Annotated in this window: 18 protein-coding genes, 1 tRNA gene and 4 pseudogenes; 11 read left to right on the top strand and 12 right to left on the bottom strand. The window is 60.7% G+C overall.

What is annotated here, in order from left to right; all coding sequences use genetic code 11:
* Positions 1-107 precede the first annotated feature (107 nt).
* Both ACSFDB_RS12650 and ACSFDB_RS12655 read left to right on the top strand, forming a co-directional pair.
* The gene (locus tag ACSFDB_RS12650) at positions 108-3,275 is read left to right on the top strand and encodes a PAS domain S-box protein (protein WP_440771347.1); all 3,168 of its coding nucleotides are present in this window, start codon (positions 108-110) and stop codon (positions 3,273-3,275) included.
* Positions 3,276-3,391: 116 nt separating this feature from the next.
* Positions 3,392-3,691, top strand: a complete 300-nt coding sequence (locus ACSFDB_RS12655) for a HalOD1 output domain-containing protein (RefSeq protein ID WP_440771348.1) — start codon at positions 3,392-3,394, stop codon at positions 3,689-3,691.
* A 241-nt stretch (positions 3,692-3,932) separates the two neighbouring features.
* Here the strand turns inward: ACSFDB_RS12655 and ACSFDB_RS12660 are convergent, their stop codons facing one another.
* Positions 3,933-4,223 carry a HalOD1 output domain-containing protein gene (locus tag ACSFDB_RS12660; RefSeq protein ID WP_440771349.1) on the bottom strand — a complete coding sequence of 97 codons (291 nt, stop codon included), beginning with the start codon at positions 4,221-4,223 and terminating at the stop codon, positions 3,933-3,935.
* 486 nt (positions 4,224-4,709) lie between these two features.
* Positions 4,710-5,885: a cation:proton antiporter gene (locus ACSFDB_RS12665; RefSeq protein ID WP_440771350.1), complete on the bottom strand. Its 1,176-nt coding sequence runs from the start codon at positions 5,883-5,885 to the stop codon at positions 4,710-4,712.
* Between the two features lie 207 nt (positions 5,886-6,092).
* On the opposite strand from ACSFDB_RS12665, the gene ACSFDB_RS12670 reads away from it, so the two are divergent.
* Positions 6,093-7,517 (top strand): sulfatase family protein, encoded by a 1,425-nt coding sequence (locus ACSFDB_RS12670; protein ID WP_440771351.1) that lies wholly within the window; start codon positions 6,093-6,095, stop codon positions 7,515-7,517.
* A 33-nt stretch (positions 7,518-7,550) separates the two neighbouring features.
* Here the strand turns inward: ACSFDB_RS12670 and ACSFDB_RS12675 are convergent, their stop codons facing one another.
* The 5 genes and pseudogenes from ACSFDB_RS12675 to ACSFDB_RS12695 form a co-directional block, all read right to left on the bottom strand.
* Complete coding sequence (locus ACSFDB_RS12675; RefSeq protein ID WP_440771352.1) at positions 7,551-7,859, bottom strand: succinylglutamate desuccinylase/aspartoacylase family protein; 309 nt, start codon at positions 7,857-7,859, stop codon at positions 7,551-7,553.
* Between the two features lie 57 nt (positions 7,860-7,916).
* Positions 7,917-8,192, bottom strand: a pseudogene (locus ACSFDB_RS12680) (M14 family metallopeptidase); the annotation flags it as partial.
* Positions 8,193-8,233: 41 nt separating this feature from the next.
* Positions 8,234-8,533 (bottom strand): annotated as a pseudogene (locus tag ACSFDB_RS12685) (succinylglutamate desuccinylase/aspartoacylase family protein); the annotation flags it as partial.
* A gap of 74 nt (positions 8,534-8,607) precedes the next feature.
* Positions 8,608-8,922: pseudogene (locus tag ACSFDB_RS12690) on the bottom strand (zinc ribbon domain-containing protein); the annotation flags it as partial.
* A 140-nt stretch (positions 8,923-9,062) separates the two neighbouring features.
* A complete protein-coding gene (locus ACSFDB_RS12695; RefSeq protein WP_440771353.1) occupies positions 9,063-9,860 on the bottom strand; it encodes a ZIP family metal transporter in 798 nt (265 codons plus the stop codon).
* Positions 9,861-10,416: 556 nt separating this feature from the next.
* Between ACSFDB_RS12695 and ACSFDB_RS12700 the strand changes: the two genes are divergently transcribed.
* Both ACSFDB_RS12700 and ACSFDB_RS12705 read left to right on the top strand, forming a co-directional pair.
* Positions 10,417-10,545, top strand: coding sequence for a hypothetical protein (locus ACSFDB_RS12700; protein WP_440771354.1), 129 nt, complete (start codon positions 10,417-10,419; stop codon positions 10,543-10,545).
* 171 nt (positions 10,546-10,716) lie between these two features.
* On the top strand, positions 10,717-11,787 hold the full coding sequence (locus tag ACSFDB_RS12705) for an ion channel (RefSeq protein WP_440771355.1): 1,071 nt from the start codon (positions 10,717-10,719) through the stop codon (positions 11,785-11,787).
* 68 nt (positions 11,788-11,855) lie between these two features.
* On the opposite strand, the gene ACSFDB_RS12710 is transcribed toward ACSFDB_RS12705, so the two are convergent.
* Positions 11,856-12,371: a TspO/MBR family protein gene (locus tag ACSFDB_RS12710; RefSeq protein WP_440771356.1), complete on the bottom strand. Its 516-nt coding sequence runs from the start codon at positions 12,369-12,371 to the stop codon at positions 11,856-11,858.
* 338 nt (positions 12,372-12,709) lie between these two features.
* On the opposite strand from ACSFDB_RS12710, the gene ACSFDB_RS12715 reads away from it, so the two are divergent.
* Positions 12,710-13,744 (top strand): lysylphosphatidylglycerol synthase transmembrane domain-containing protein, encoded by a 1,035-nt coding sequence (locus tag ACSFDB_RS12715; RefSeq protein WP_440771357.1) that lies wholly within the window; start codon positions 12,710-12,712, stop codon positions 13,742-13,744.
* A 37-nt stretch (positions 13,745-13,781) separates the two neighbouring features.
* Here the strand turns inward: ACSFDB_RS12715 and ACSFDB_RS12720 are convergent, their stop codons facing one another.
* Positions 13,782-14,909, bottom strand: a complete 1,128-nt coding sequence (locus ACSFDB_RS12720; protein WP_440771358.1) for an AI-2E family transporter — start codon at positions 14,907-14,909, stop codon at positions 13,782-13,784.
* An 82-nt stretch (positions 14,910-14,991) separates the two neighbouring features.
* Between ACSFDB_RS12720 and ACSFDB_RS12725 the strand changes: the two genes are divergently transcribed.
* On the top strand, positions 14,992-15,288 hold the full coding sequence (locus tag ACSFDB_RS12725; RefSeq protein ID WP_440771359.1) for a CBS domain-containing protein: 297 nt from the start codon (positions 14,992-14,994) through the stop codon (positions 15,286-15,288).
* A gap of 271 nt (positions 15,289-15,559) precedes the next feature.
* Here ACSFDB_RS12725 and ACSFDB_RS12730 read toward each other — a convergent pair whose 3' ends face one another.
* Together ACSFDB_RS12730 and ACSFDB_RS12735 are read right to left on the bottom strand one after the other, a co-directional pair.
* On the bottom strand, positions 15,560-16,582 hold the full coding sequence (locus tag ACSFDB_RS12730) for an AI-2E family transporter (RefSeq protein WP_440771360.1): 1,023 nt from the start codon (positions 16,580-16,582) through the stop codon (positions 15,560-15,562).
* A gap of 426 nt (positions 16,583-17,008) precedes the next feature.
* The gene (locus ACSFDB_RS12735) at positions 17,009-17,413 is read right to left on the bottom strand and encodes a DUF5518 domain-containing protein (protein WP_440764749.1); all 405 of its coding nucleotides are present in this window, start codon (positions 17,411-17,413) and stop codon (positions 17,009-17,011) included.
* Between the two features lie 371 nt (positions 17,414-17,784).
* Here ACSFDB_RS12735 and ACSFDB_RS12740 point away from each other — a divergent pair, with 371 nt between their 5' ends.
* From ACSFDB_RS12740 to ACSFDB_RS12750, 3 genes and pseudogenes are all read left to right on the top strand, one after another.
* A complete protein-coding gene (locus ACSFDB_RS12740; RefSeq protein ID WP_440764748.1) occupies positions 17,785-18,420 on the top strand; it encodes a GAP family protein in 636 nt (211 codons plus the stop codon).
* A gap of 39 nt (positions 18,421-18,459) precedes the next feature.
* A pseudogene (locus ACSFDB_RS12745) lies at positions 18,460-18,609 on the top strand (universal stress protein); the annotation flags it as partial.
* Between the two features lie 271 nt (positions 18,610-18,880).
* On the top strand, positions 18,881-19,516 hold the full coding sequence (locus tag ACSFDB_RS12750) for an SOUL family heme-binding protein (protein WP_440771361.1): 636 nt from the start codon (positions 18,881-18,883) through the stop codon (positions 19,514-19,516).
* A gap of 404 nt (positions 19,517-19,920) precedes the next feature.
* Here ACSFDB_RS12750 and ACSFDB_RS12755 read toward each other — a convergent pair.
* Positions 19,921-20,075, bottom strand: a tRNA-Met gene (locus tag ACSFDB_RS12755).
* A gap of 103 nt (positions 20,076-20,178) precedes the next feature.
* Between ACSFDB_RS12755 and ACSFDB_RS12760 the strand changes: the two genes are divergently transcribed.
* Entirely contained in the window at positions 20,179-21,492 is a 1,314-nt protein-coding gene (locus tag ACSFDB_RS12760) for a DUF7115 domain-containing protein (protein ID WP_440771362.1), read from the top strand.
* Positions 21,493-21,524: the final 32 nt, after the last annotated feature.

Consider the following 21,524-nt stretch of genomic DNA (forward strand, 5'->3'; position numbering starts at 1 on the left):
AGGGCTGCGAGTCGGTCACTGCGCTCGAGGCACTCGAGTGCGCCCCGGCGAACGTGCCCAGTCTCGGGTAACACGACCTTTTTACGCGCGCCGGTTCCATCGGAGATATGACTCGCGGTCTCGAGGTCCCTGAGGCGGCCCAGGTCCGAGCGCTTGCGGTCGGCTCGTCACGGTGGCTGCAGACGGCGACGAGCGGGCTGGAGGACGGCGATCTCACCGTCGACGGACCGGTCGAAGCCGTGTCCGAACTCGACACAGCGCAACTGGACGCGGCGGACTGTGTCCTCACGGACGACGACGCGGTTCTCACGTCGCTCGGCGAGACGCATCCGGTCGTCTACGCAATCGATTCAGCGGCGTGTGAGTCGATCGAACGGTTTCGGTCCGACGGTGCGACCGACGTGATCGTCAAGCAACGGGCCGACGATCCCGAGTGCGAGCCTGCCCTTCTCGGCCATCGGCTTCGGCAGGCAGCCGAACTCGCCGCCGTCCGTCGAACGGCCTCGAAGCAGGAAACGTGGTATCAGGCGTTGATCGAGCAGTCCTCGGATCTAGTAGTCGTCACCGATGCCGACGGGACCGTCACCTACGCCGGCCCGTCCGTCGAAGCAGTCGGCGGCTACGATCCCGAATCGCTAGTCGGCAATCACGTGACCGAGACCGTCCACCCCGAGGACACCTCGACGGTTCACACCGCGTTCGAGGAGCTCCGTGAACAGGCTCCCGGGACGTCGGTCTCGATCACCTACCGGTGTCAGCACGCCGACGGCTCCTGGTACGTCCATGAGGCCGATCTCACAAACCGGCTCGCGGACGACGACATCGGCGGAATCGTCGCCTCGATCCGGGACATCACGGAGCACCAGCAGGTCGAACGGGAACTGGACGACGCGCTCGAGCGCGTGACCGACGCGTTCTGTGCGCTCGACACCGACTGGCGATTTACGTACGTCAACGATCGGGCAGCGACCCTGCTCGACACCGAGCCGGCGGCAATTCTCGGACGGAAGATTCACGATCAGTTCCCGGAGCTTCGGGATACCCCCTTTCAGCGGTCGGCGATCGAAGCGATGGAGACCCAAGAACCCGTCTCCTTCGAACGGCAGTACGAACCAACCGACTGCTGGTACAACGTGCGGCTGTTCCCCTCCCCGTCCGGTATCTCGATCTATTTCACGGACGTCACCGACCGGATCGAACGCGAGTGTGAGCTTCGGGAGCGAACGGAGCGACTGGAAACGCTCGTCCAGAACGTTCCAGTCGTGCTCTTGGTGCTCGACGCCGACGGGACGATCACGCTCGCGGAGGGACGTGCCCTCGAGCGATTCGATCGCCGATTGGACGATATCGTCGGCGAGTCACTGTTCGACGTCTTCGAGGGCCACTCTCAAATTCTCGACGACGCCACGGCAGCGTTGGACGGCGAGACGGCCCACTCTTCGGTCCGAGTCAAGGATCGAGTCTTCGAATCGTGGTACCGGCCGATCGTCGACGACGGGTCGACAGACCGCGTCATCGCCATCGCCGCGGACGTCACCGAGCGCGCTCAGTATCAGGAGGCACTGAACGCTCTGCACGAGGCGACGAGTCACCTGCTGACCGTCAAATCAAAACAGGCCGCCTGCGAGTACATCGTCGACGTCGCGGCGGACGTCCTCGACCTCGAGAGCGTCGTCTACCGATTCGACGACCAGCATAACGAACTCCTGCCGGCCGCCTACTCCCAGCAGTTCGAGTCGACCTTCGGTCGGCCACCTCGCGTCCGCCCCGACCAGAGTTCCGTCTGGCAGACGTTCGTTAACGGGACCCCCTCACGCCTTCACGATACGCCGGAAGAAGATCGATGCTGTGAGGCGGCCGTCACCGCTCGCAGTGGCCTCTACGTTCCGATCGGCGAACACGGGACACTCGTCGCTCTCGATTCCGAGCCGGCGCAGTACGACGACGACACGTTCGAACTCGCCCAACTGTTCGCGACGACGGCCGAGGCCGCCCTCGACCGGATCTCCCGGACGCGTCGACTCCACGGTCGTGAGCGGGAACTCCAGCAACAGAACATCCACCTCGAGCGGTTGAACGCCGCCAGTCGGGTCCGCCAGGACATCGAGCAGTTGCTCCTGATGGCCGACTCTCGAGCCGAGATCGAACGGGGGATCTGTGATCGCCTCGCGGATCTCGAGGCCTGCTCGTTCGCCTGGATCGGCGAACCCGACCCGAGCGGCAATCGACTCGAGACGCAGGCCAGCGCCGGACGCGAACGGGAGTACCTCGACGCGGTCTCGGTGACGACCGTCGACGACTCCGCGGCCGAGCCGACGGGACGGTCGGCGCGGACGCGGGAGCCGATGTACGTCGAAAACGCCGCCGATTCGATCCGCGACGGAACGTGGCGGGTCGAAGCCCTCTCACGAAACTATCAGTCGGTCTACACCGTGCCGCTCGTCTACGACGGATTCCTCTACGGCGTGCTGTCGATCTACGGCGACGACCGCGACGCGTTCGACGACCCCCTTCGCGAGACGCTCGCCGAACTCGGCGAACCGATCGGGTACGCGATCGACGCGGTCAAGCGCAAGGTCGCACTGCGCGACGACGACGTCGCGACCGCCGAACTCGAACTCGAACTCACCGACGAGTCGTTGCTCTGTCGGCTCGCCGGCCGGCTGGGAACGCGCGTGACGTTCGAAGGTGCGACGATACGGGAGGACGGACCGCCGACCGTCTTCGCGGTAGCAGACGCGCCGGTCACGGCCGAGCAAGCGACCGAACTCGCCGACATCGACGGAATCAACGGCGTCACGGTCATCGCCGAAACCGAGGACGAGACGCTGTTACAGCTCCAGTGTACCGAGCCGTTTTTCGGCACCGTCGTCCACTCCCGCGGCGGGACGCTCCGGTCGTTCGTCACGGACGAGTCGACGACGCGGGCCATCGTCGACGTCCCGGAGTCGATCGAAATCAGGGACCTTCTCTCGGGACTCAACCGTCGCGGATTCCCCGTTTCGATGGTCGCGCGACGCGAGCAAACGACCGCGGATCGGTCGACGATCGACGCCGGCGCGCGCAACTCGCTGCTCGAGCAACTCACCGATCGGCAGCGGGAGGTCGTCCAGACGGCGTACCACGGCGGGTTCTTCGAGTGGCCTCGGCAAACGAACGGCGAGGAGATCGCGGACTCGCTCGACATCTCCTCGCCGGCTTTCCACAAGCACGTGAGAGGCGCCGAGCAGAAGCTCTTCAGGACGCTCTTCGACGAGGCGCTGTCGGAGGGTTAATTGCTTAACCCCTCTCTGGGAGGGTGGGCTACACAGTTAACGGTCAGGCTCTTCAGTGCAACTCGTGAACGGGAAGTTGTCTTCCCACAGACCGCACTGGGGGTGCGCAGAACTATATGACCGAGATGACTTCACAATCACCGTCCGTTCCAACGGAGGAACAGTACGCTGTGCAGTACGATAGACTCGACAACGAACCACTGAGTGTCGCCGTCGTCGATGCGGTTGCGACGTTTTGTAACGACGACGTAACCGAACTCGAGCCACTTCACTATACGATCAACGCCGACGCACTCGAACGGCTGTTCGAACCGCGGGCAGACGGACTCCGATCCGGCGGGTCGGTAACGTTCGAGTACAACGACTGTCTCGTAACCGTCGGTGCTGACGGCGAAATTCTGGTCGAAACGGCGTAACTCGATCGACGTCGCGGCGCTTCGACCCGCGGGCCGGAATCGAACTGTCTCTGTTCTCGACTTCCGTTCCGTCGATTTTTCTCGGAGCCATCGTCAGGAGCGTCGCCGCCCGGAGCGTCGAAAGTGCTGCCGCTGCAATCGTCATCGCGAGCAGTCGTCTCGGTATTTCAGCGATCGCCACATCGTTCGCGGCGTCGGCGCGGCTCACGACGGACGAAGCGGCGCGTCGCTCCCGTCAGTATCAGTCGCCGTGGGACTCCTCCGTCGAATCGCCGGTCGAATCCGGGAGGTGATCTCCAGCGGTCAGATCGACGGCGCCCGTGCTGTCGACCCGAACCGTGTACTCCCGATAGGGAAACTCGATCGTTACGACGCGGTCACTCGAGGCGCGTCCGCACGAGTCGACCAGCCGGTCGAGTGCTTCCGGATCGATGACGTCGTGAAGCGGTGGCTCGAGGTCCGTCGGTGAAACGCCCTCGGACGATGCGACCTGCGCCAGTACTTTGTGGCTTGGTGGGACCCCCGTCCCCATACCACGCCATGCTATGGTGTGTCGCATAAAACTAGCGAAGCACTCGCGAAAGAATTAGTTGCCGCGTGCGGGTCTCAATCGAGTCGCGACTAACCTGAACAGTCGAAAACGCCGTTCTCGACGGGGAACAGGCGGTTGTGGGCGGTAATACGATGATGACTCGATTAGGTCCAGCGTCGAGCGGCCAATAGTTTTAATCGACGATGGTCGAATATCCATCCGGCGAGGGGAGGACTACTGTCGTTGCCGATGGTATCCGGCCGCTCGAGACGGCCGGACCTCGCCACTGATCGAGATCCTGTCGCTCGAGACGATCGACAGCCGATCTTCGATTGGCCTGTCCACTGACACACCACGGCGGATGGGGTACGGTGACGCTGGCTATTGCCCAGCGTCTTTCGAACGGCTACGCGTTTCTCTCTCTATGCCGGTAAAGTCAACGTCGCATCGTGGTACTGTGGGTAGGTTCGATCGCTTGCACGTTGACTACGGGTTCACTTCCGAATCAGATCGCTGAATTGCACGCGCAAGAAGCGGTGGCGTCGAAAGCACAGATACGAGTACAAGTGCGAGCACGGCCGAAAACAGCCGCTGATCGATAATCCCCGCAGCGAGCGCCCCAGTTACCACAACCAGTTCGACACCGGCGCGAGGAAGCATTCCCACCCCCACGATAAGCGCTTCGTCGCTCGGATGGCCGACGATCCGTGCACCGAGATAACTGCCACCGACTTTCACGATTACACCCAACGTGACGACAGCGATAACGAGTGGATCAACCTGAAAGAGGATGGTCGGGTCCATCTGTGCGCCGACGTTGACAAAGAACAACGGGATGAACACCCCGTAGGCAATTCCGACGATTCCGTCACGGATTTCCGCGTCACGAAAACGACGTTCGCCCCCGACGATTAGTCCGGCGATCAAGCCACCGACGATCACGTCTAACCCGGCTGCGTCGGCCGCGTACCCGAACAGGAACAGGAGTCCCACGATACCGAGCAGGTCCGCGCTCGGCTGTTGAAAGCGGGCGAGTAGGTGAGACACCCGCTCGATCAGAACTCGTTGAACGACGATTACCCCGAGAAAGAACAGAGCGATGATGCCGATGATACGCACGTACTGACCGCCGGAGGCTCCAGCTTGTTGCGTTGTGAGTAACAACGAAAAGGCCGTGAGTCCAACGATCTCGGCAGAAACAGCTGCACCGACCACGTGGAGACCGTAGCGCGTGTCGAGACGATCGAGATCGAGGAATACCCGCGCGGTAATCCCGATCGACGTCACACCCACGGCTATCGCCAGGATCCCGCTCGCGGAGAGCGAGTACCCAAAGGCGAGTCCGATCGCGACCCCTATCGTCGCCGGGAGCCCCGCGCCAAACAGTGCAATGATCGCAACGGGGACGCCGCCACGCTCGAGCTCTCCGAGGTCGATCTCCTCGTAGCCAGCGTCGAACAACAACAGCATCGACCCGATCGCAGCTAGTAGCGCGAACGACCCGGATGGATCCACGATTCCGAGGACGTGTGCACCGAGGACCATCCCGACGAGAATCTCTCCCAGGATGATCGGTTCGCCCGCTCGTTCGACGAGTTCACCGAAGACGAGTGCCCCGGCGAGCGCGATTCCCACCGCGAGGAAGACGTGAACGTCCGTCACAGTGCAGCTCTCTACGCGAAGCGTGAAAAGTCAACGAGCGTCGCTCACGGAGAATCCGACTCTCGTAATCGGATCGACCCGTTTCACCTGCTCTGGGTAAAAACGGTATTAGCGCTCGCGGACGAACACCGCCCACAATAACGCGTTTCGATATCGGCACCTGTACTGACGTTATCAGTTTTTACGCCTGGATGTGGTCGAGACTGCATGGAAAATCGACCGAACGTGCTCCTTCTACTCACCGATCAAGAGCGTTACGACCTCAGTGCGCCCACCGGTCCGACGGTGCGAACCACGGGGTACGATCGGCTACAAGCGGAAGGAATGCGCTTCGAACGAGCGTACACGCCGATCAGCATCTGTACCAGCGCGAGGGCCTCGCTACTCACCGGCCTCTATCCCCACAATCACGGCATGTTGAACAACTGCCACGGTAACGAAGCCGTCCTTCGTAATCTCCCGGAGCGATTCCCGACGTTCGCCCGATCGCTTCAGGCGGCCGGGTACGAGACCAGCTACGTCGGGAAGTGGCACGTCGGACGAGACCAACGGCCAGAACACTTCGGATTCGATCAGTACCAGGGGACTGATTCGAACGTGTTGGACGATACGCTTCGCGCGTATCATCGCTCGTTCGGCATCGATTCCGACAAAATCGAGCTCGAGGAGGTGCTGTATACGGACCACCCCGAAGATCCGGACCTCATTTCTGCAACGCTCCCGATCCCGATCGAGGCCACGCGGACGTACTATTACACGGAACTCACGATCGACCGCCTACGACGGTGTGCGGATGACGGCACCCCCTTTCTTCATCGACTCGACTATCCGGGCCCGCATCACCCCTACGTCGTTCCGGAGCCGTACGCCTCGATGTACGGGCCCGACGAGATCGAGCCGTGGTCGTCGTATTCGGAAACGTTCGACGGCAAACCGCGCATCCACGAGTTGCAACTCGATAACCGAGGTGTTCGTCGCTTCGACTGGGACGACTGGGCGCCGATCGTGAGCAAGTACTTCGGGTACGCGTCGTTTATCGCGGATCAGGTCGATCGCCTGCTCGACGCGCTCGACGAATTCGGACTGGCGGAGGACACCATCGTCGTACACACCGCGGATCACGGCGACTTCACCGGCAGTCACCGGCAGTTCAACAAGGGACCGCTGATGTACGAGGAAACGTACCACATTCCGCTCGTCGTTCGGTGGCCGGAGGTCGTCGAGCCCGGATCCGTCTGCACGGAGTTCGTCCAATTGCACGATCTCATGCCGACGATTCTCGATATCGCCGGTCTCGATGCGCCCTCGGGTATCGACGGGAGGAGTATTCGCCCGCTTCTCGAAGGATCGACCCCGACGGAGTGGCCAAAGCGGGTTTTCGCGGAGTATCACGGCGACGAGTTTGGGTTCTACTCACAGCGGTTGCTCGCGAACCACCGATTCAAATACGTTCACAACGCCTTTGATATCGACGAACTGTACGATCACGACTCCGATCCGCACGAGCTACGCAATCTGATCGATCACCCCGAGTACGAATCGGTGCGTCACCGTTCGCAGGAAGCACTTCTCGAGGAGATGCGGAGAAGCGACGACCCGTTTTTGGAATGGACACGGAAGGCACTCACGTGACCAATCCGAGCAACAACCGTTTCAAATCTGTAATCACGCCACGCTCTTCGTCGGAACGAGGTGATAAAGTGGGTTCCCCGGCCAGACGAGCGGCGTCTCGAGCGATCCAAGAACGACTCCGTCGAACGGCGCGTCGACAGTCACGAGATCCTTACTGAACGGGTTCATGATCGTGCAGATCGAGTCCCGTTCGTCGACACGTTCTCCGCTGTCTACGTGCATCTCCACGATACCGCCCTCGTCGACTCGAAGCCACGTCGCGTCGCTCACCTCCGAGACGATGCCTCGTCGATTTCCCCACCGAACTGCTTCGTCGGGATAGAGATCGAACTCTCCGAACACGCTCCGTATTCCCCGGAGGGCTTTATCGATCAGGTGTCGTTGAAACCGCTCCGCTTCCCCCATTTCGACCGTTATCGTCGGGGTCCCACGTTCGGTCGCGCACTTTCGAAACGAGCCGTCAGGCCCCGTTCCAGAGAGGATCACCGCTGGATCGAACGCTCGAGCGAGTCGATCCACACGATCGTCCCGCAAATCGCCCCGCACGTGTAGGAGGTTCGTCCGTCCTCGAGTTGAGGTGTGAATATCGATTCCGAGGTCACAGTGACGAACGAAGGTTTCGTAGACTGAGTGGGCGATCCGTTGGGCGGCAGTACCGCTATCGATCCGGGAAATGACCGATTCAGGTCGCTATCGTCGAGCGGGAGATACCGCTCTTGGGCGTTGAACCCTGGTACGTTCACGACGTGAAGACACACGAGAGTGCCTTGCAGCGTCGCGTGATTCCACTCGTCTGCAACGTGACGGACCGTTTCGACGCCGTTGAGTTCGTCGCCGTGAAGTGCCGCTACGAGAACGAGCGCCGGTCCGGGATCTGCTCCGTTGATGATAGTCACCGGAACGCGAATCGGATCTCCGAGGTATGTCTCACCGATCGTATGACGAAAGTGCGTTTGTTCGCCGGGTTCTACGGTGCCGCCGCCGTACCGGAATTCGTTTGCTGATGTCTTTGCCATTAGGGGTGGTACAGCACGAAACGGCTTGACATCCTCCCCGCGCTAAAGCGCGAGGATTCCCGATCGTTGGGATATTACGGTTTGCAACCCGCCTGTTCGCTCGGTGCGAAACGCCCCGAGGTTTGAGTAAACAGGTAGGATACTAGTCGTGCCAAACGACCGTTACTCATATCCCCCGTAGGAGGATTCTGAGTTATCTTTCTGCGAATGTTGACTGCACCATTCATGTCAGCGTTCATCGTCACACCACACGACTCACTGACGTACAGGCCATGCTCTACGCGGTTCGCGTTTAGCTTCCGCCCACAACACGAACACGTCTTCGATGTGTCTCGCTCGCTCTTTCGGTCTACGAGGATACCGTGTTCTTCGGCCTTGTATTCGATAATTCTCGATAACTACCGAATGCGGTGATTTTGGGCCCCCGAAGTAGTTCTCTCTGCGTATCGTTTGCACAGTGGCGCCGAACGCTACGTCCCTGTACTAACTCTTTCGAATCGTGAAGGAACTCTTAGTAAACCAGCCGAGATCAAATGAACGCAAGCGGGAGCATGATCGCGACTCCGATCGTCATCCCGGCGACGAGCTCTCGCAGCCCCCGACCGGGTAACTCCGCACCGGTGTCCAGCGCTTCGGGGATGAACTCCGTTATCACGAGGAAGATCATCGCACCAGCCGCAAATCCGAAGCCGAACGGAAGGAGGTCCCGAGCCACGCGGACGAACGTAAAGGCGATGACCGCGCCGATCGGTTGTGGCAGGCTCGAGAAGACCGCCCACCAGACCATCCTCCAGTTGGAGACGCCCATCGAGTTCAAGGGAATCGAGATAGCAGTCCCCTCGGGGATATTGTGAATCGAGATCGCTATCGTCATGAAAATCGCCAGCAACGGAACGGCAACGCCGAGAATCTGCGCGTCACCCTCGAGTCCGAGGTCGGCGAACGAGACGCCGATAGCGATTCCTTCGGGAAAGCTGTGGACGGTCAGAATTCCGAGGATGAGCACGAGCTTCTTGAAGTCGGCTTCCTCGTACGTACGCGGATCGATATCACTGTCCATCAATACGTCGCGGGCAACGACGACGAGCAGGACGCCTGCGCCCATCCCTGCGAGAATTTCTACCGGTGTCCCAACTGCCAGTCCTTCCCTGACGAGACCGAACACCGACGCAGAGAGCATGATGCCCGACGCGAGGCCCCAGAGAAGGACGTTTCTGCTGTCGCTGATCGAGTCGAAGAAGAAAAACGGCAGTGCGCCAATTCCAGTCGCAAGCGCCGTGATGAACCCGGCGACGAACACGATCGCGAGAGTCTCGAGCAAGGACATCGCCTCACACTACGTGACAGCAGTGCAAAATACCGAGGTCAGCGGATCGTCGACACACCAATTTGGGTGTGCGATTTCTGTGATATACGCGTGTCGAACTCCCAACGTCGATCGAGTACTGTCGGATCTCGGTGGGAGGATCGCGTTCGATCCAGTCCGGCAAAGAGACTGTCAACGGATCGTGTGATGGCGTTATTATCCGGTGTGGAATACGAACCGCAATGGCCTCACCACTCAGACGATTTCTGGTCATGCTCGGAGGATCGGTCGTTGCTGCAGCCGTCATGACGATCCTCCTCGCACCGCCGAACGCAACCGCGACTATGCTGACGTTCGGCGTGGTGTTGATCGCGGGGCTCACGCTCTCGTACGGGATCGGATATCTCGGACTGTCCTGGGCGGATACCGCATACCCGATGCCGGAACCGACGAGTAATCTGCAGAAGAGGCGACTGAAACGTCCCAGGCTGACGCTGAGGCCTTCAAATGGGCAATTCGGGAGGGGATTGGCGTCGCGATCGCGTCGCTGTTCGGACTGTTACTGCTCGCGTTGTTCTTGCTCGAGGAAACCGAACTCGTCGCCTCTCAGAACCTGACCGTCGGCGAGATCGGTGAGTGGGTACTACTAGTCGTTCTCGCGCTCACGCTTCTCGTGGTCGGTCTCTGGAGTTGGCGAGGGCGGTGAGTCGTCCCGTCGGCCTGCCCCGAGTCGAGACAGCGATCGATCCGCGCCGAGGTCGCAACCGACCCGTATCGATCCTGTATTCGAAACCCCGCGGACCCTCCGTCTTAACTCCATCACCGTGGTGGGACAGATATGTCCGGTTTCACCGCCAGATTCGGTCTCGATTGGTCTGTGACGACACTCATCACCGGGGTCGGCCTCCTCTCGATTGCAACGGGGCTACTGGCGATGGTTACCGAACCGATGCTCGAAGCGGAAGGGCTGTTTGCTACCCTGCAGATCGCATCGGGATTTAGCGGCGTTCTCGTCGGCTTCGGATTGTTGGCCGCCGCGTGGGGGATGCGCCGCGACTACTGGCTCGGGTACGCCGCCGGCGCAGTGCTGCTCGTTCTCTCGACGCTTCACGGCGTCGTGCAGACGCGACTCGTCTCGATTCCGCTGGTTGTCCTCTCCGTCGCCGGAATCGCAATGCTCGTCCGCCAACGCCGGGTGTTTACCCAGTCGGTTTCGCTCACCCCAACGCAGACCGGAACGCTGTTCGCCATCGGTGCCTTCGTCGCGTACGGGACCGTCGGTACGTACGTTCTCCGAACCGATTTCGACCAAGTGGACACCCTCATCGACGCGCTATACTACACCCTCGTCACGGCAAGCACCGTCGGCTATGGAGATATTCATCCGACGACCGAAAGCGGACGGTTGTTCGCCATCTCACTCGTCACCCTCGGTCCAGCCACCGTCGCCGTCGCCGCCGGGAGCCTCTTCGCTCCACTTCTCAAATCACGCTTCGAACGAACGCACGCTCGTATCCGGCAGTTGAATCGCACGACGAGCGACAACGTCGTCCTACTGGGTGATTCGAGTCTCGACGAGTCGGTGGTCGAACACTTAGCGGAGCAGGTCTCGTTGACGGTGCTGACGGCTGAGGAAGACTGGGCACGCAACCTCTCGGATCGAGGGATCGACGTCCGCGCTGGCGACCCGACCGACGAAGAGACGCTCGAGAAACTGACTCTCGAGGACCTGACAGCTGTGGTGATCGCCGTGGATGCCCAAACCGTTCCGTACGCCGTACTCGCGGTGAGACGAACCGACTCCGACGTCTCGATCGTCGCAGTGGCGACGACCGGAGACGCGGCGGACGTGGCGGAGTTCGATCCGGACATGACGATCGACCCGAAGGCATCACTCGCGAGAACGACCGCCGCCGCGGCGCTCGGCCGCGATGCTGACGACGACTGAGTGCGTCTCGGTCGGGTGCGTTACGACCGGCCCACGAGACCACTAACGAGATCGGGAGATCATGTGAATTACCGGTTTCGTCGCCAGATCTCGAAATTGAGATACGTTGCAAACCCTATCCAAACGAGGTACGGTACGAGCAGGAAGGCCGCTCGCCGGTTAACTCGGGCGAAGGCGGCGATGGTCGCAGCGATTGCGGGTCCAAGCAACAGGATGACGAGGAATCCGCCGCGGGTAGACCGACGACCGAAGAAAACGAAACTCCAGATCGCATTGAGTGTTAACTGAAGGACGAACAGCCCCTTCGCGCGCCGCGTCTGGGCTGTCGTTTCCTCCCGCCGGATCAGATGGAGGGACACACCCATCAGCGCAAACAGCACCCCCCAGACGGGCCCAAAGACCCGATCCGGCGGCGTTGACGACGGTTTGTCCAGCGTCGGATACCACTCGCGGATGTCGTCCGCCGTGAGAATCCCGGGAACGATTCCGACGAGTTCACAAAACGCGATCGCCAGCGCCAGCTGATACCGTTCGTCGCCCATCTGGTGGTCCCTCACAGAGCGACGGTGGGTAGTCACGGCCATGCTGACAACCACGACAATGTACTACTTAGATCCCAGCCGAGCCCTCGTTCAGAATGTAGCTGGCCTATACCGAACGATCACACGAGGCTCTTTTTTGACGGTCGATCTCCGCCGCGTTCGGCCCCTTCTGTAGCACGTCCACTGACGCCGATCACCGACGGAAGGTTTCAACAGGACTTCACCGGCGTGATTTGTCCCGTAATTCACCCGCCTCAACGACGCTACTACCGCAGTCACGCTGCTTCGAGGAGTCACAACTAGTCGTCACACTTCCGGAAGGTGTGTGAATCGATTGACCACAACCACACCGTTTTGAGGGTGTTCGTGGTTCGTCACGCATGACCGTCGGAGTCCGGAAGACGACCGTCGGGGTCGGATTCGTCATCGCTATCGGCCTGTTGGTCCTCGTGCTCTCCGTCGTCGGCGTTCGAGACTCCCTCGCGGCGATCGCAGCCGCCAACCGGTTGATCCTCGCTTCGATTTTCGGCATCGTCGTTCTCTGGGCCATCGCGTGGTCGCGAACCCTCTCGATCGTACTGACGATTCTCGACGTCGAGCACGGCGTAACAGATGGCGTGCTTCTGTTCGGTGATATCCTGTTCGCGAACAGCATCGCTCCGTCGACGTATCTTGGCGGAGAGCCGCTCGCCGCCTACTTGCTCACTCGTCACACCGGAATCGACTACGAAACGAGTTTTGCCACCATCTCGAGCGTCGACCTGCTCAACTATGCGCCGATGGTTCCGCTCGCCGGGATTGGAATCTGCTACTTCACGGCGACGGCCGCGCTCGGTCGACGTATCGAACTCGCTCTCGTCGCCGTTTTCGCGGTGTTCGTGTTATTCGTCGGCGCTATCGTGTATGGCTGGCGACATCGAAGACGGGCCGTTAGCGGTGCGGCGGCACTTCTCGGTGGCATTTCGTCCAGAATGAGCGCAATCCTTCCCGGTGTTCACGCAGTGTCGCCAGAAAATCTCGAGCGACGTCTCGAGCGGTTCGTCGAGGAGGTCGAGCAGGTGACCGCCGACCGTCACAACCTCAAACGCGGGCTCGCGTACTCCACGGGCGGCTGGATGCTCCTCTCGAGCGCACTCTGGTTCACCCTCTACGCCGTCGGTTACGCGGTCCCACCCGAGGTAGTCCTCTTCCTCGTTCCACTCGGTGCGATAACGAACGTGCTTCCCCTCCCAGGGGGCCTCGGAAGCGTCGAATCGGTGTTCGTCCTGTTGCTCGTTACGACTGCAGGCGTGCCGGCTCCGGAAGCGACGGCTGCAACGCTTCTGTATCGAGCGGCCACGTACTGGCTCCCCCTCTTGTTCGGGGTCGGAACTGTCATGGTGTTACAGCCGATTTGGGGGCGAACGGATACGTAGAAGGCCAGATAACGTTCCGGGATAGAAACGTCGTCTATTACTGCTTCTCCGAATCGTGATCGCTGTACTCGGACGTCTCGGAAGGACGTTGATCACCGTAGAGCAATCGCGGTAGTTGATGTTGAACGAATACTACCGTAACGACCATGATGATCGGGCCGAGAAAAATTCCGTACCAGCCGAAGACCGGGGGGCCCAGAATATACGCAAATAGGATCAGCCCCGTCGGAAACATTCGTCCCGAAAGCGTCGGTCGCACGTAGGTTCGGATGACGCCGTCGAAGAGGACGCCCATAACGACGTAGAACGCGACGGCGAACCAGAGGTCGGTGGGGTCCGTTCGAATCGCTGTCAGCGCGAGGTAGCCGACGATACTCGCGTACACGATATTTCGGCCGACGAGCGGAATCACCGACGCGAGCCCGGTCACGATCGCCAGCAAAAGGATCTGAGGTATCTCGAGTCCCGCCGGGGCGATCGCGTTGAGCCCTGCGTATACGATGCCGGCTAACAGCACGATCGCGAGAATCGTCAGCGTATACCCGAAAAAGACGGACTGCAATCCCTCGTCAACGTTCCGTAGATACGTCGTTACGTTGGGTCTCTCCCCGACGATTTCGGTTCGAAGCCAGCGTCCGAGACGGCGTTCGTCGCGAACCAGGAAGAACGCGAACAGAAACGTGACGAACAACAAATACGACGCAGCGAGAAATCGGCCGACGAGCCCGCTGGCCCACTGTCCTACGGTGGCAAGCCGCGGATCGGTTGCAAGGTCCTCCGCGAGCGGATACAACTCCGCATCGGTCGTCGGGAGTTCGTCGGTATCTACGCCAGGAAAGAGCCGGTCGAAGACGACGTCAAAATCGGTTACCTCAAGCGTCGCGATTTGAACGATCGCGAGCGACGCGACGACGAACAGGACGCCGACGAACGGGAGGACGACGAGCGCGAGCGTTACGGTCGCACTCGTTCCCGAAGAGAGGCCTCGTTGGTGGAGCCGCCTCGAGACAGGCCGAGCGACGTAGTAGAGGAAGATCCCGAAGACGATCCAGCCGAGGTAGTCGCTCAAGGCAGCGATCAACACGACCGCGAGCGCGAACGCGAACGCCCACCACCAGCCTCTCGACCGAAACCACTCCGCGTCGACGTCCCCGTTCGGGATCATGAACAGGGAACGGACATCGTTGACGAAAAAGACGCTTTGGGTGGCGTCAGGTAATTATGACTCTCGAGGTCGTCCGTAACCCATGGTCGTTCCAGTATCCGCAAAAGAAGTCATGGGTGCCGTCGAGACGGCACCACGGGACGATACTGCCGACGCCGTCGCCAGACGCTTCGCCGAGTCGGAACACGAATGGATCGTGATCGTCGACGACGAAGATCCGATCGGTGTGGGTACGCGCTCCGATCTCGTGTCGGTACTCGCGTCGAACGCGCCGACGACGCAGACGACGCTCGAGTTCACGTCGGAGCCACGCGCCTCTATCGAACTTCTCATCGATCGATTTCCAACCGTGACGAACGGGGAGTATACCGGCGAATGAGCGATCGAAAATTGCACACCCGTGACCGACTCTTTTGGGTACTACTCGCCACGGCGATCGGGCTCAGCGGTCTCGGATTGTTGTTCGCGTGGGTGCACGAAATGAGATACGTCGGCCTCGCGCTGTTCGCCGCGTTCGTACTGTTCGTTCTCGTGCTATACATAATCGGCCGAGAAGAGAACGAAGCGTTCAGGGGTTGAGTCGCGTACTGGTGGATCATCTATTCGGTAAACGATTGCGCAACTGCGTCTCTCGACTCCTTCGCTTGTCGCTACTGGGTCGGCGCGGCTCGGAATACTCTCGAACCCATAGATCGATGATCAGTTTCACCGTTCCGAACGATTAGGCCGACGAAAAGTCCGATGAAGCCGAAGAGCGCGATGCCGCCGAAGATACCGACGATCGTGAGTGCCGGACTGAGTTCTGCTCCGCGTCGCATGACGAGCGGCCGAAGAATGTTGTCGACCGAACTGATCACTACTGCACCGAAGGCGAACAACGCGATGGCGGGAACGAGGTCGCCGGTGAGAAGCAGATACCCCGACGCCGGGATCCAGACGATAGTTGCGCCGACGAGCGGAATCATCGCCGCGACGAACGTCGTGACGACCCAAAACACGATATTCGAGAACCCGAGGACGAGGAACGCCGTGCCGATGAGGACCGCCTGTGCCGCTGCGACGGCGGCGGTTCCGACGAGCGAATTGTGCAAGAGGAGACCCGTCTCTTCGAACAGTTCCTCCCGAACGTCCGGCTCGAGCGGAACTACCGTTCGGAACCATTCGACCGCGCTATCGCCGTCTTTGAGTAAATAAAACAGGACGAAGAATAGGACGGTAAACCCGATGAAGAGTTCGGGGAGCCCACCGATGATACTGAAGAGGTTGCCGGCGAGGCCCCGAGCTCCCGTCTTCACCGCGCCGGTGAACGCGTCGTGCAAGGCCGCCGTATCGACTTGGACGCCAAAACGCTCCGCGACGACGTCGTCGATCTGGGAGATGTCCTGGGGGTCAAATTGTGCGAATAGCTGGCTGGCCTGGTTCGCCGCGACGGCGAGGATGAGGACGATCGGGAAGACGACGAACGCGAGTCCGACCAGTATCGACAGGACGGCCGAGAGGCTCGAGCCGAGTCGACGCGAAAGCCGCCGGTCGATCGGACGGAGGACGTAGGCGAGGATCACCGCAATGAGAATCCAACTGAGAAACGGGAGGACGATCAGTAACGAGAGCAGTCCGACGAGAACGCCGACGACGACGAAGAACGTCCTGGATCTTTTGGATCGCGTACTCATCTGTGGCGCACCTACGGCACGAGTATCGAACCCCGGTCGTTCGGCTTTCCGATGCGTTGGCACTTGTGCATTGGGAAATCACCAATACCCGAAACGAGAAAAAAGGAGTACGCGAGGCTGAAGAGATTCATCGGCGCGCGATCGTTCGGGAGTACCAGAGCGAAGCGGGCACAGTCATCGACGATCGACGCTGCTCCGGACTGATCGGCTGGGAGTCACAACGAATCGTTCACCGATGAACCGTAACCGTCCACCGATGATCCGCGTTCAAAACCACGAATACGCTAGCTGGCGAGGTGAGGGTCGGTTACTCTAAATGATCGATCACGGATCACTCGAAGAGCCGGATAAGCGTGTTGGTAAAAGTGAAACGGATAGATAGGACGGCAAAAAACAATCGTTTCCCGGTGTCGGTGTTGCCCTCTCTCACGCCCGTGTGCCGGCCATCTCCCGGGAGGCCCGTCGCCCCTTGGCCCACGATCCGATCGCGCCGCCGATCGCGCCGGGGATGGCGTAGAACGCCAGCAGGAGCAGGCCGATGCCGAGGATCCCGAACGACGCGACGAGTCCGCCGAAGAGCAGCGTGGTGAACGAGACGACCACCAGCACGATGAGCGATCCGAAGACGGTCGCCAGGCCGCCGTTGAGGGCGCCGTTTTCCACCGTTCCGCCTGCGATGAGACCGGCGGTGAGACCGCCGAGTACGCCGATCATCGCCCACGAGAGCGCCAGAACTGTCGCATCCGTTCCCGCGTACACGAGCCCGTTGATGAACGCGAGGACGAGCGCCACGACGAACCCAATTACTACAGCTGTCCAATTCACACTCATGATCAATGATGTAGTACGCTCTCGGAGGTAATAACGTCGTTTTCAGGGTGGGAGGAGAGTACGGCTGGTCGGACTTGCTGGCTATCTAGACGATAGCTCGAGACGCTGTAGATACGCTGTATCGGGAAATCCGGTTTTTCGACGCTTCCGTTCTAATCTCTTTCGAGTTACTATTCGACGACACGACGTAGACGAACGGTGCACCCGCCAGAACCGACGAATTACTCCGTTGTGTGATTGTAATAATACTAATTACCGTCGCCGGCCTCTACTCTCAGCTAGAGAACCACGATTATGATACTCGTTGTAAACAGTTCCCAACGTGGATGGTTCGATCGGTGCCACAACTCGAGTCACAGCGGGTCTGAGCGATGAGCCTCGTGGAGGTTCTCCCACTGGCCGTCGTGATGATCGCAGGGCCACAGATACTCGCGCCCATCTTTCTCGCCACGAGCGAAAACTGGCGAGCGAACTCGACCGCGTACGTCTTCGGTGCGGCTCTCGCTATCAGTCTCGTCGTCGCCATCGCGTACCTGCTCGGAAACAGATTTGGCGGTGGTGGTGGCGGCCTGTTGGGGCCGACCGGACAACAAATCCTCTACGGCGCCGTTTTCGTTCTCCTCCTCTATGCGGCGGTGGAGACCTACCGAAAGCGGAACGTATCGGAGCCACCGAAGTGGATGGGGAAGTTGACCACCGCGACACCGCGGTTCTCGTTTCGATTGGGATTTCTCCTGCTTGGATTCTTCCCGACCGACATCGTCACGTCGATTAGCGTCGGCACCTACCTCGCAGCCAACGGTGATCCGATCACGCACGCGGCAGGATTCGTCCTACTGACGCTCTTCATATTGGCGATTCCATTACTCAGCGTGTTCGTGCTCGGTGAGCGAGCAGAAGCCGCACTCCCAACACTTCGCGACTGGATGGACGACAACTCGTGGATCATCTCCGAGGCGGTGATTGCCCTCTTCATCGTTCTAGTGCTTCAGAACCTCCTCGGGTAGGCGTCCACAAACTGCCGAACGGGCGTCGCTGCTGTCACCCACGAGCACGTCTCCGATCACGACGTCGACGCCATCATCATCGGGTCACTCGGCCGGTCGAATCTTGCGCGACAGTTGCTCGGAAGCGTGACCTCGAGCGTCCTACGGATGGACGATATTCCCGTCCTGGTCGTCGAACGGTCCTCGTGAGGGCAGTTTCGTCACCGCTCGTTTCGAATCGTCCGAGACGGAGACTATCCCGTTTGTCGACGAGAACTTCACCGTCAGCGCACCAGTGGAGGTGTAGTGTTAGGAACGAAATATCCTCCGTGCAATACCCGTGCCCGATGTTCGACAGGATCGTGGCGGAACTTGTCACCGATCGACTGTCTCGGCGAGCCGGACGAACCAACATATCCGCCGATCGACGCACGGCCGCGGACCCCCTCGGATCTATTGGGATGCGAGTCGTTCGATACCTATGCGATCCGTACGAACGCTACTACTCGGGATCGCCGCACTGGTCGGGTTGTGGATCGGGTGGGGTGCGTACGTCACCCGTACGACCGAACGCGTCCCCTCGGAAACGCTGGAGACCTTCGACGACATCGAGATCCGCCGCTACCCGCGCACGGTCCGTGCCGAGACGACGGCTCCGGACGCGGCGACGGCGTTCAGGCGACTCTTTCGCTACATCTCGGGCGATAACACGCGAAGCGAGGACATGGCGATGACCGCACCGGTTACAGTCCGCGGGACGTCGATTCCGATGACCGCTCCCGTGCGAACGGGGTCAGACGGCGATGACGTGACGATGGCCTTCTCCCTTCCACGGGCGTACACGGCCGAAACTGCCCCGGAACCGACCGATCCCGACGTTCGGCTCGTCGTCGATCCGCCGCGTACGGTGGCGGTACGGCGTTTTTCGTGGTACGCGACCGACGAACGCGTCGACCGAGAGCGAACCCGTCTGCTCGAGGGCCTCTCTCGGCGAGCTATCGAGAGACGCGACGAGCCGACGCTCCTCCAGTACAACGATCCGTGGACGCCGCCGTTCATGCGAACGAACGAGGTCGAAGTCGAGCTTGAGGCCGTATCGGAGTCAGCGCGACACTGAGAAGCCGGTAGCGTACGACGACTTCTAGTCGGATTCGAGGGAGGGGATTTTCTCGGACCCGACGCTCACTTCGTTCCTGGCTTCTTGGAAAAATGTCCAGGGAGGGCTCCGAACCTACGAGAGAGCAAAGCTCTCTCGAGCCTTCGCTCGTTCGTTTCACTTACTCGCGAAGACCACCGGATTCGGAGCGAACCAGGCATGCTTTTCAGTGTTATCACTCGTATTCGACTCGTGATGTGTAGAGAAGCATGCCCGGGGAGGGCTCCGAACCACGGAAAGACTCACTCCGTTCGTCTTTCCTGCCTTGCGCTCACTTCGTTCGCGCAAGACCTACGGGTTCTCCGCCTCCCCGGGCATCTTCTCGGACTCGTCACTCACTGCGTTCGTGACTCGTCGTCGAAAAATGCCCGGGGAGGGCTCCGAACCCTCGATCTCCGCATGTCCCAGGTCCGAGGCTCGGCATGAGTCCTCGTGGGGACACGGAGGCTTCCAAGGCGAAACCGCACCGAATCTCTGAACCCTATGAGTGCGGCGCTATGTCCAGCTAAGCCACCCGGGCTCACTCTCAGATAGCCCCGTCTGTTTCTTTAACCTTCTCATTCGACCCCGGCGTGCAACGCCGACCCACGGATTTATGGCACGGCCTTCCCAACTACCCGCGCATGAGCGTTCCCGGAATCGTCCAGTCTACTCTCAATGGCGAGGAAATCGCGGCGCGCGTCTCTCTCGGTGGCGAGAACGAACTCTTCATCACGCCCTCGAGCACGCTCGTCTACAGCTCCGAAGGCCTGCTGAGCGACGAGTCGATCGACGAATACCCCCACGAGGCCGACCGACTCACCCTCTCGGAGGGCCGACGCAAGACGAAGTTCACCCTCGAGTATCCGCTCGAGGGAACGAAATCGTTCAGCGTCCCCAGCGGCAAAACTGACGACGTCTTGCACCCGGTGCTGGCCGGCGTCCTGAACGGGAACGGAATCACCGACCCCGGCGAGACGGTCGCCAAGACCTACCGCTTCAGCGAACTAACGCTGATCATCACCAGCGACAGGCTCGTCAAACACATCGGTGCGGCGGTCTGGGACGGCGACTACGAGGAGTACCACTTCGGGGACGTCACGAGTCTCTCCTTCGAGGACGGTAGCGTCGCCACGCAGATCGTGCTCACCGTCGACGGCCGACCCCAGCGGATCAAAGCCCCCAACGAGCAGGCGAACGATCTCCGGGAACGGCTCCAGCGAGCCCTCTTCGAGTACCACGACGTCGGCTCGCTCGAGGAACTCAACGAGAAAGTCGGCGGTGACGACGAGGCCGAGCAGAGCCAGCGGAGCGCGTCGGTCGACTTCGGAGAGGGGGTCGATCCCCTCGACGCAAACCCGCCGTCGCTGGACGATCACGAACCCGTCGACGAGGCGGCCGCTGGCGTCCAGGAACCCGCAGCAACCCCCGATCCGCTGACGGACGAGACGTCAGCCGCTGGCTCGGACGCGAACGAGCCCAAGCCCGCGGCGGACTCGGGTACAACGAGCGAGCCACAGACCCAACAGGACACCGCGCAGGCGTCTCAACAGCGACAGCAGCCCGAGACGCAGACGCAGTCGGCGACGCGGACGCCACCGGAGACGGATTCGGAGCCGACCCAGTCGTCCGAGACCACATCCTCGGAAACCGAGACCACCTTCGAAATGTCGGCCGACACCGTGACCGAACCGGAGGCCGATCTCGAGGGAACCGAATCGACGGGGATCGACGCGGAGCCGACGCAGGACGACGGCGGACTCGGAACGGATTCGACGCCGCTGCTCGGGACTGATACCGACACCATCCCTGAGACCGAGCTCGACGACGACGTCGCCGACGAACTGCTCGAGCGCGTCGAGGCACTCGAGGTCGCCGTCGAGCGACAGACCGAGGTCATCGAACGCCAGCAAGGGACGATCGAGCAACTCATCGCCGAACTCCGCAAGCAGCGATAGAAGCGTATTCAGTCCTCTCAGCGGCTCGCGTA

The sequence above is a fragment of the Natronorubrum amylolyticum genome (assembly GCF_052040145.1).
In the GTDB taxonomy this organism is placed as follows: Archaea; Halobacteriota; Halobacteria; order Halobacteriales; family Natrialbaceae; genus Natronorubrum.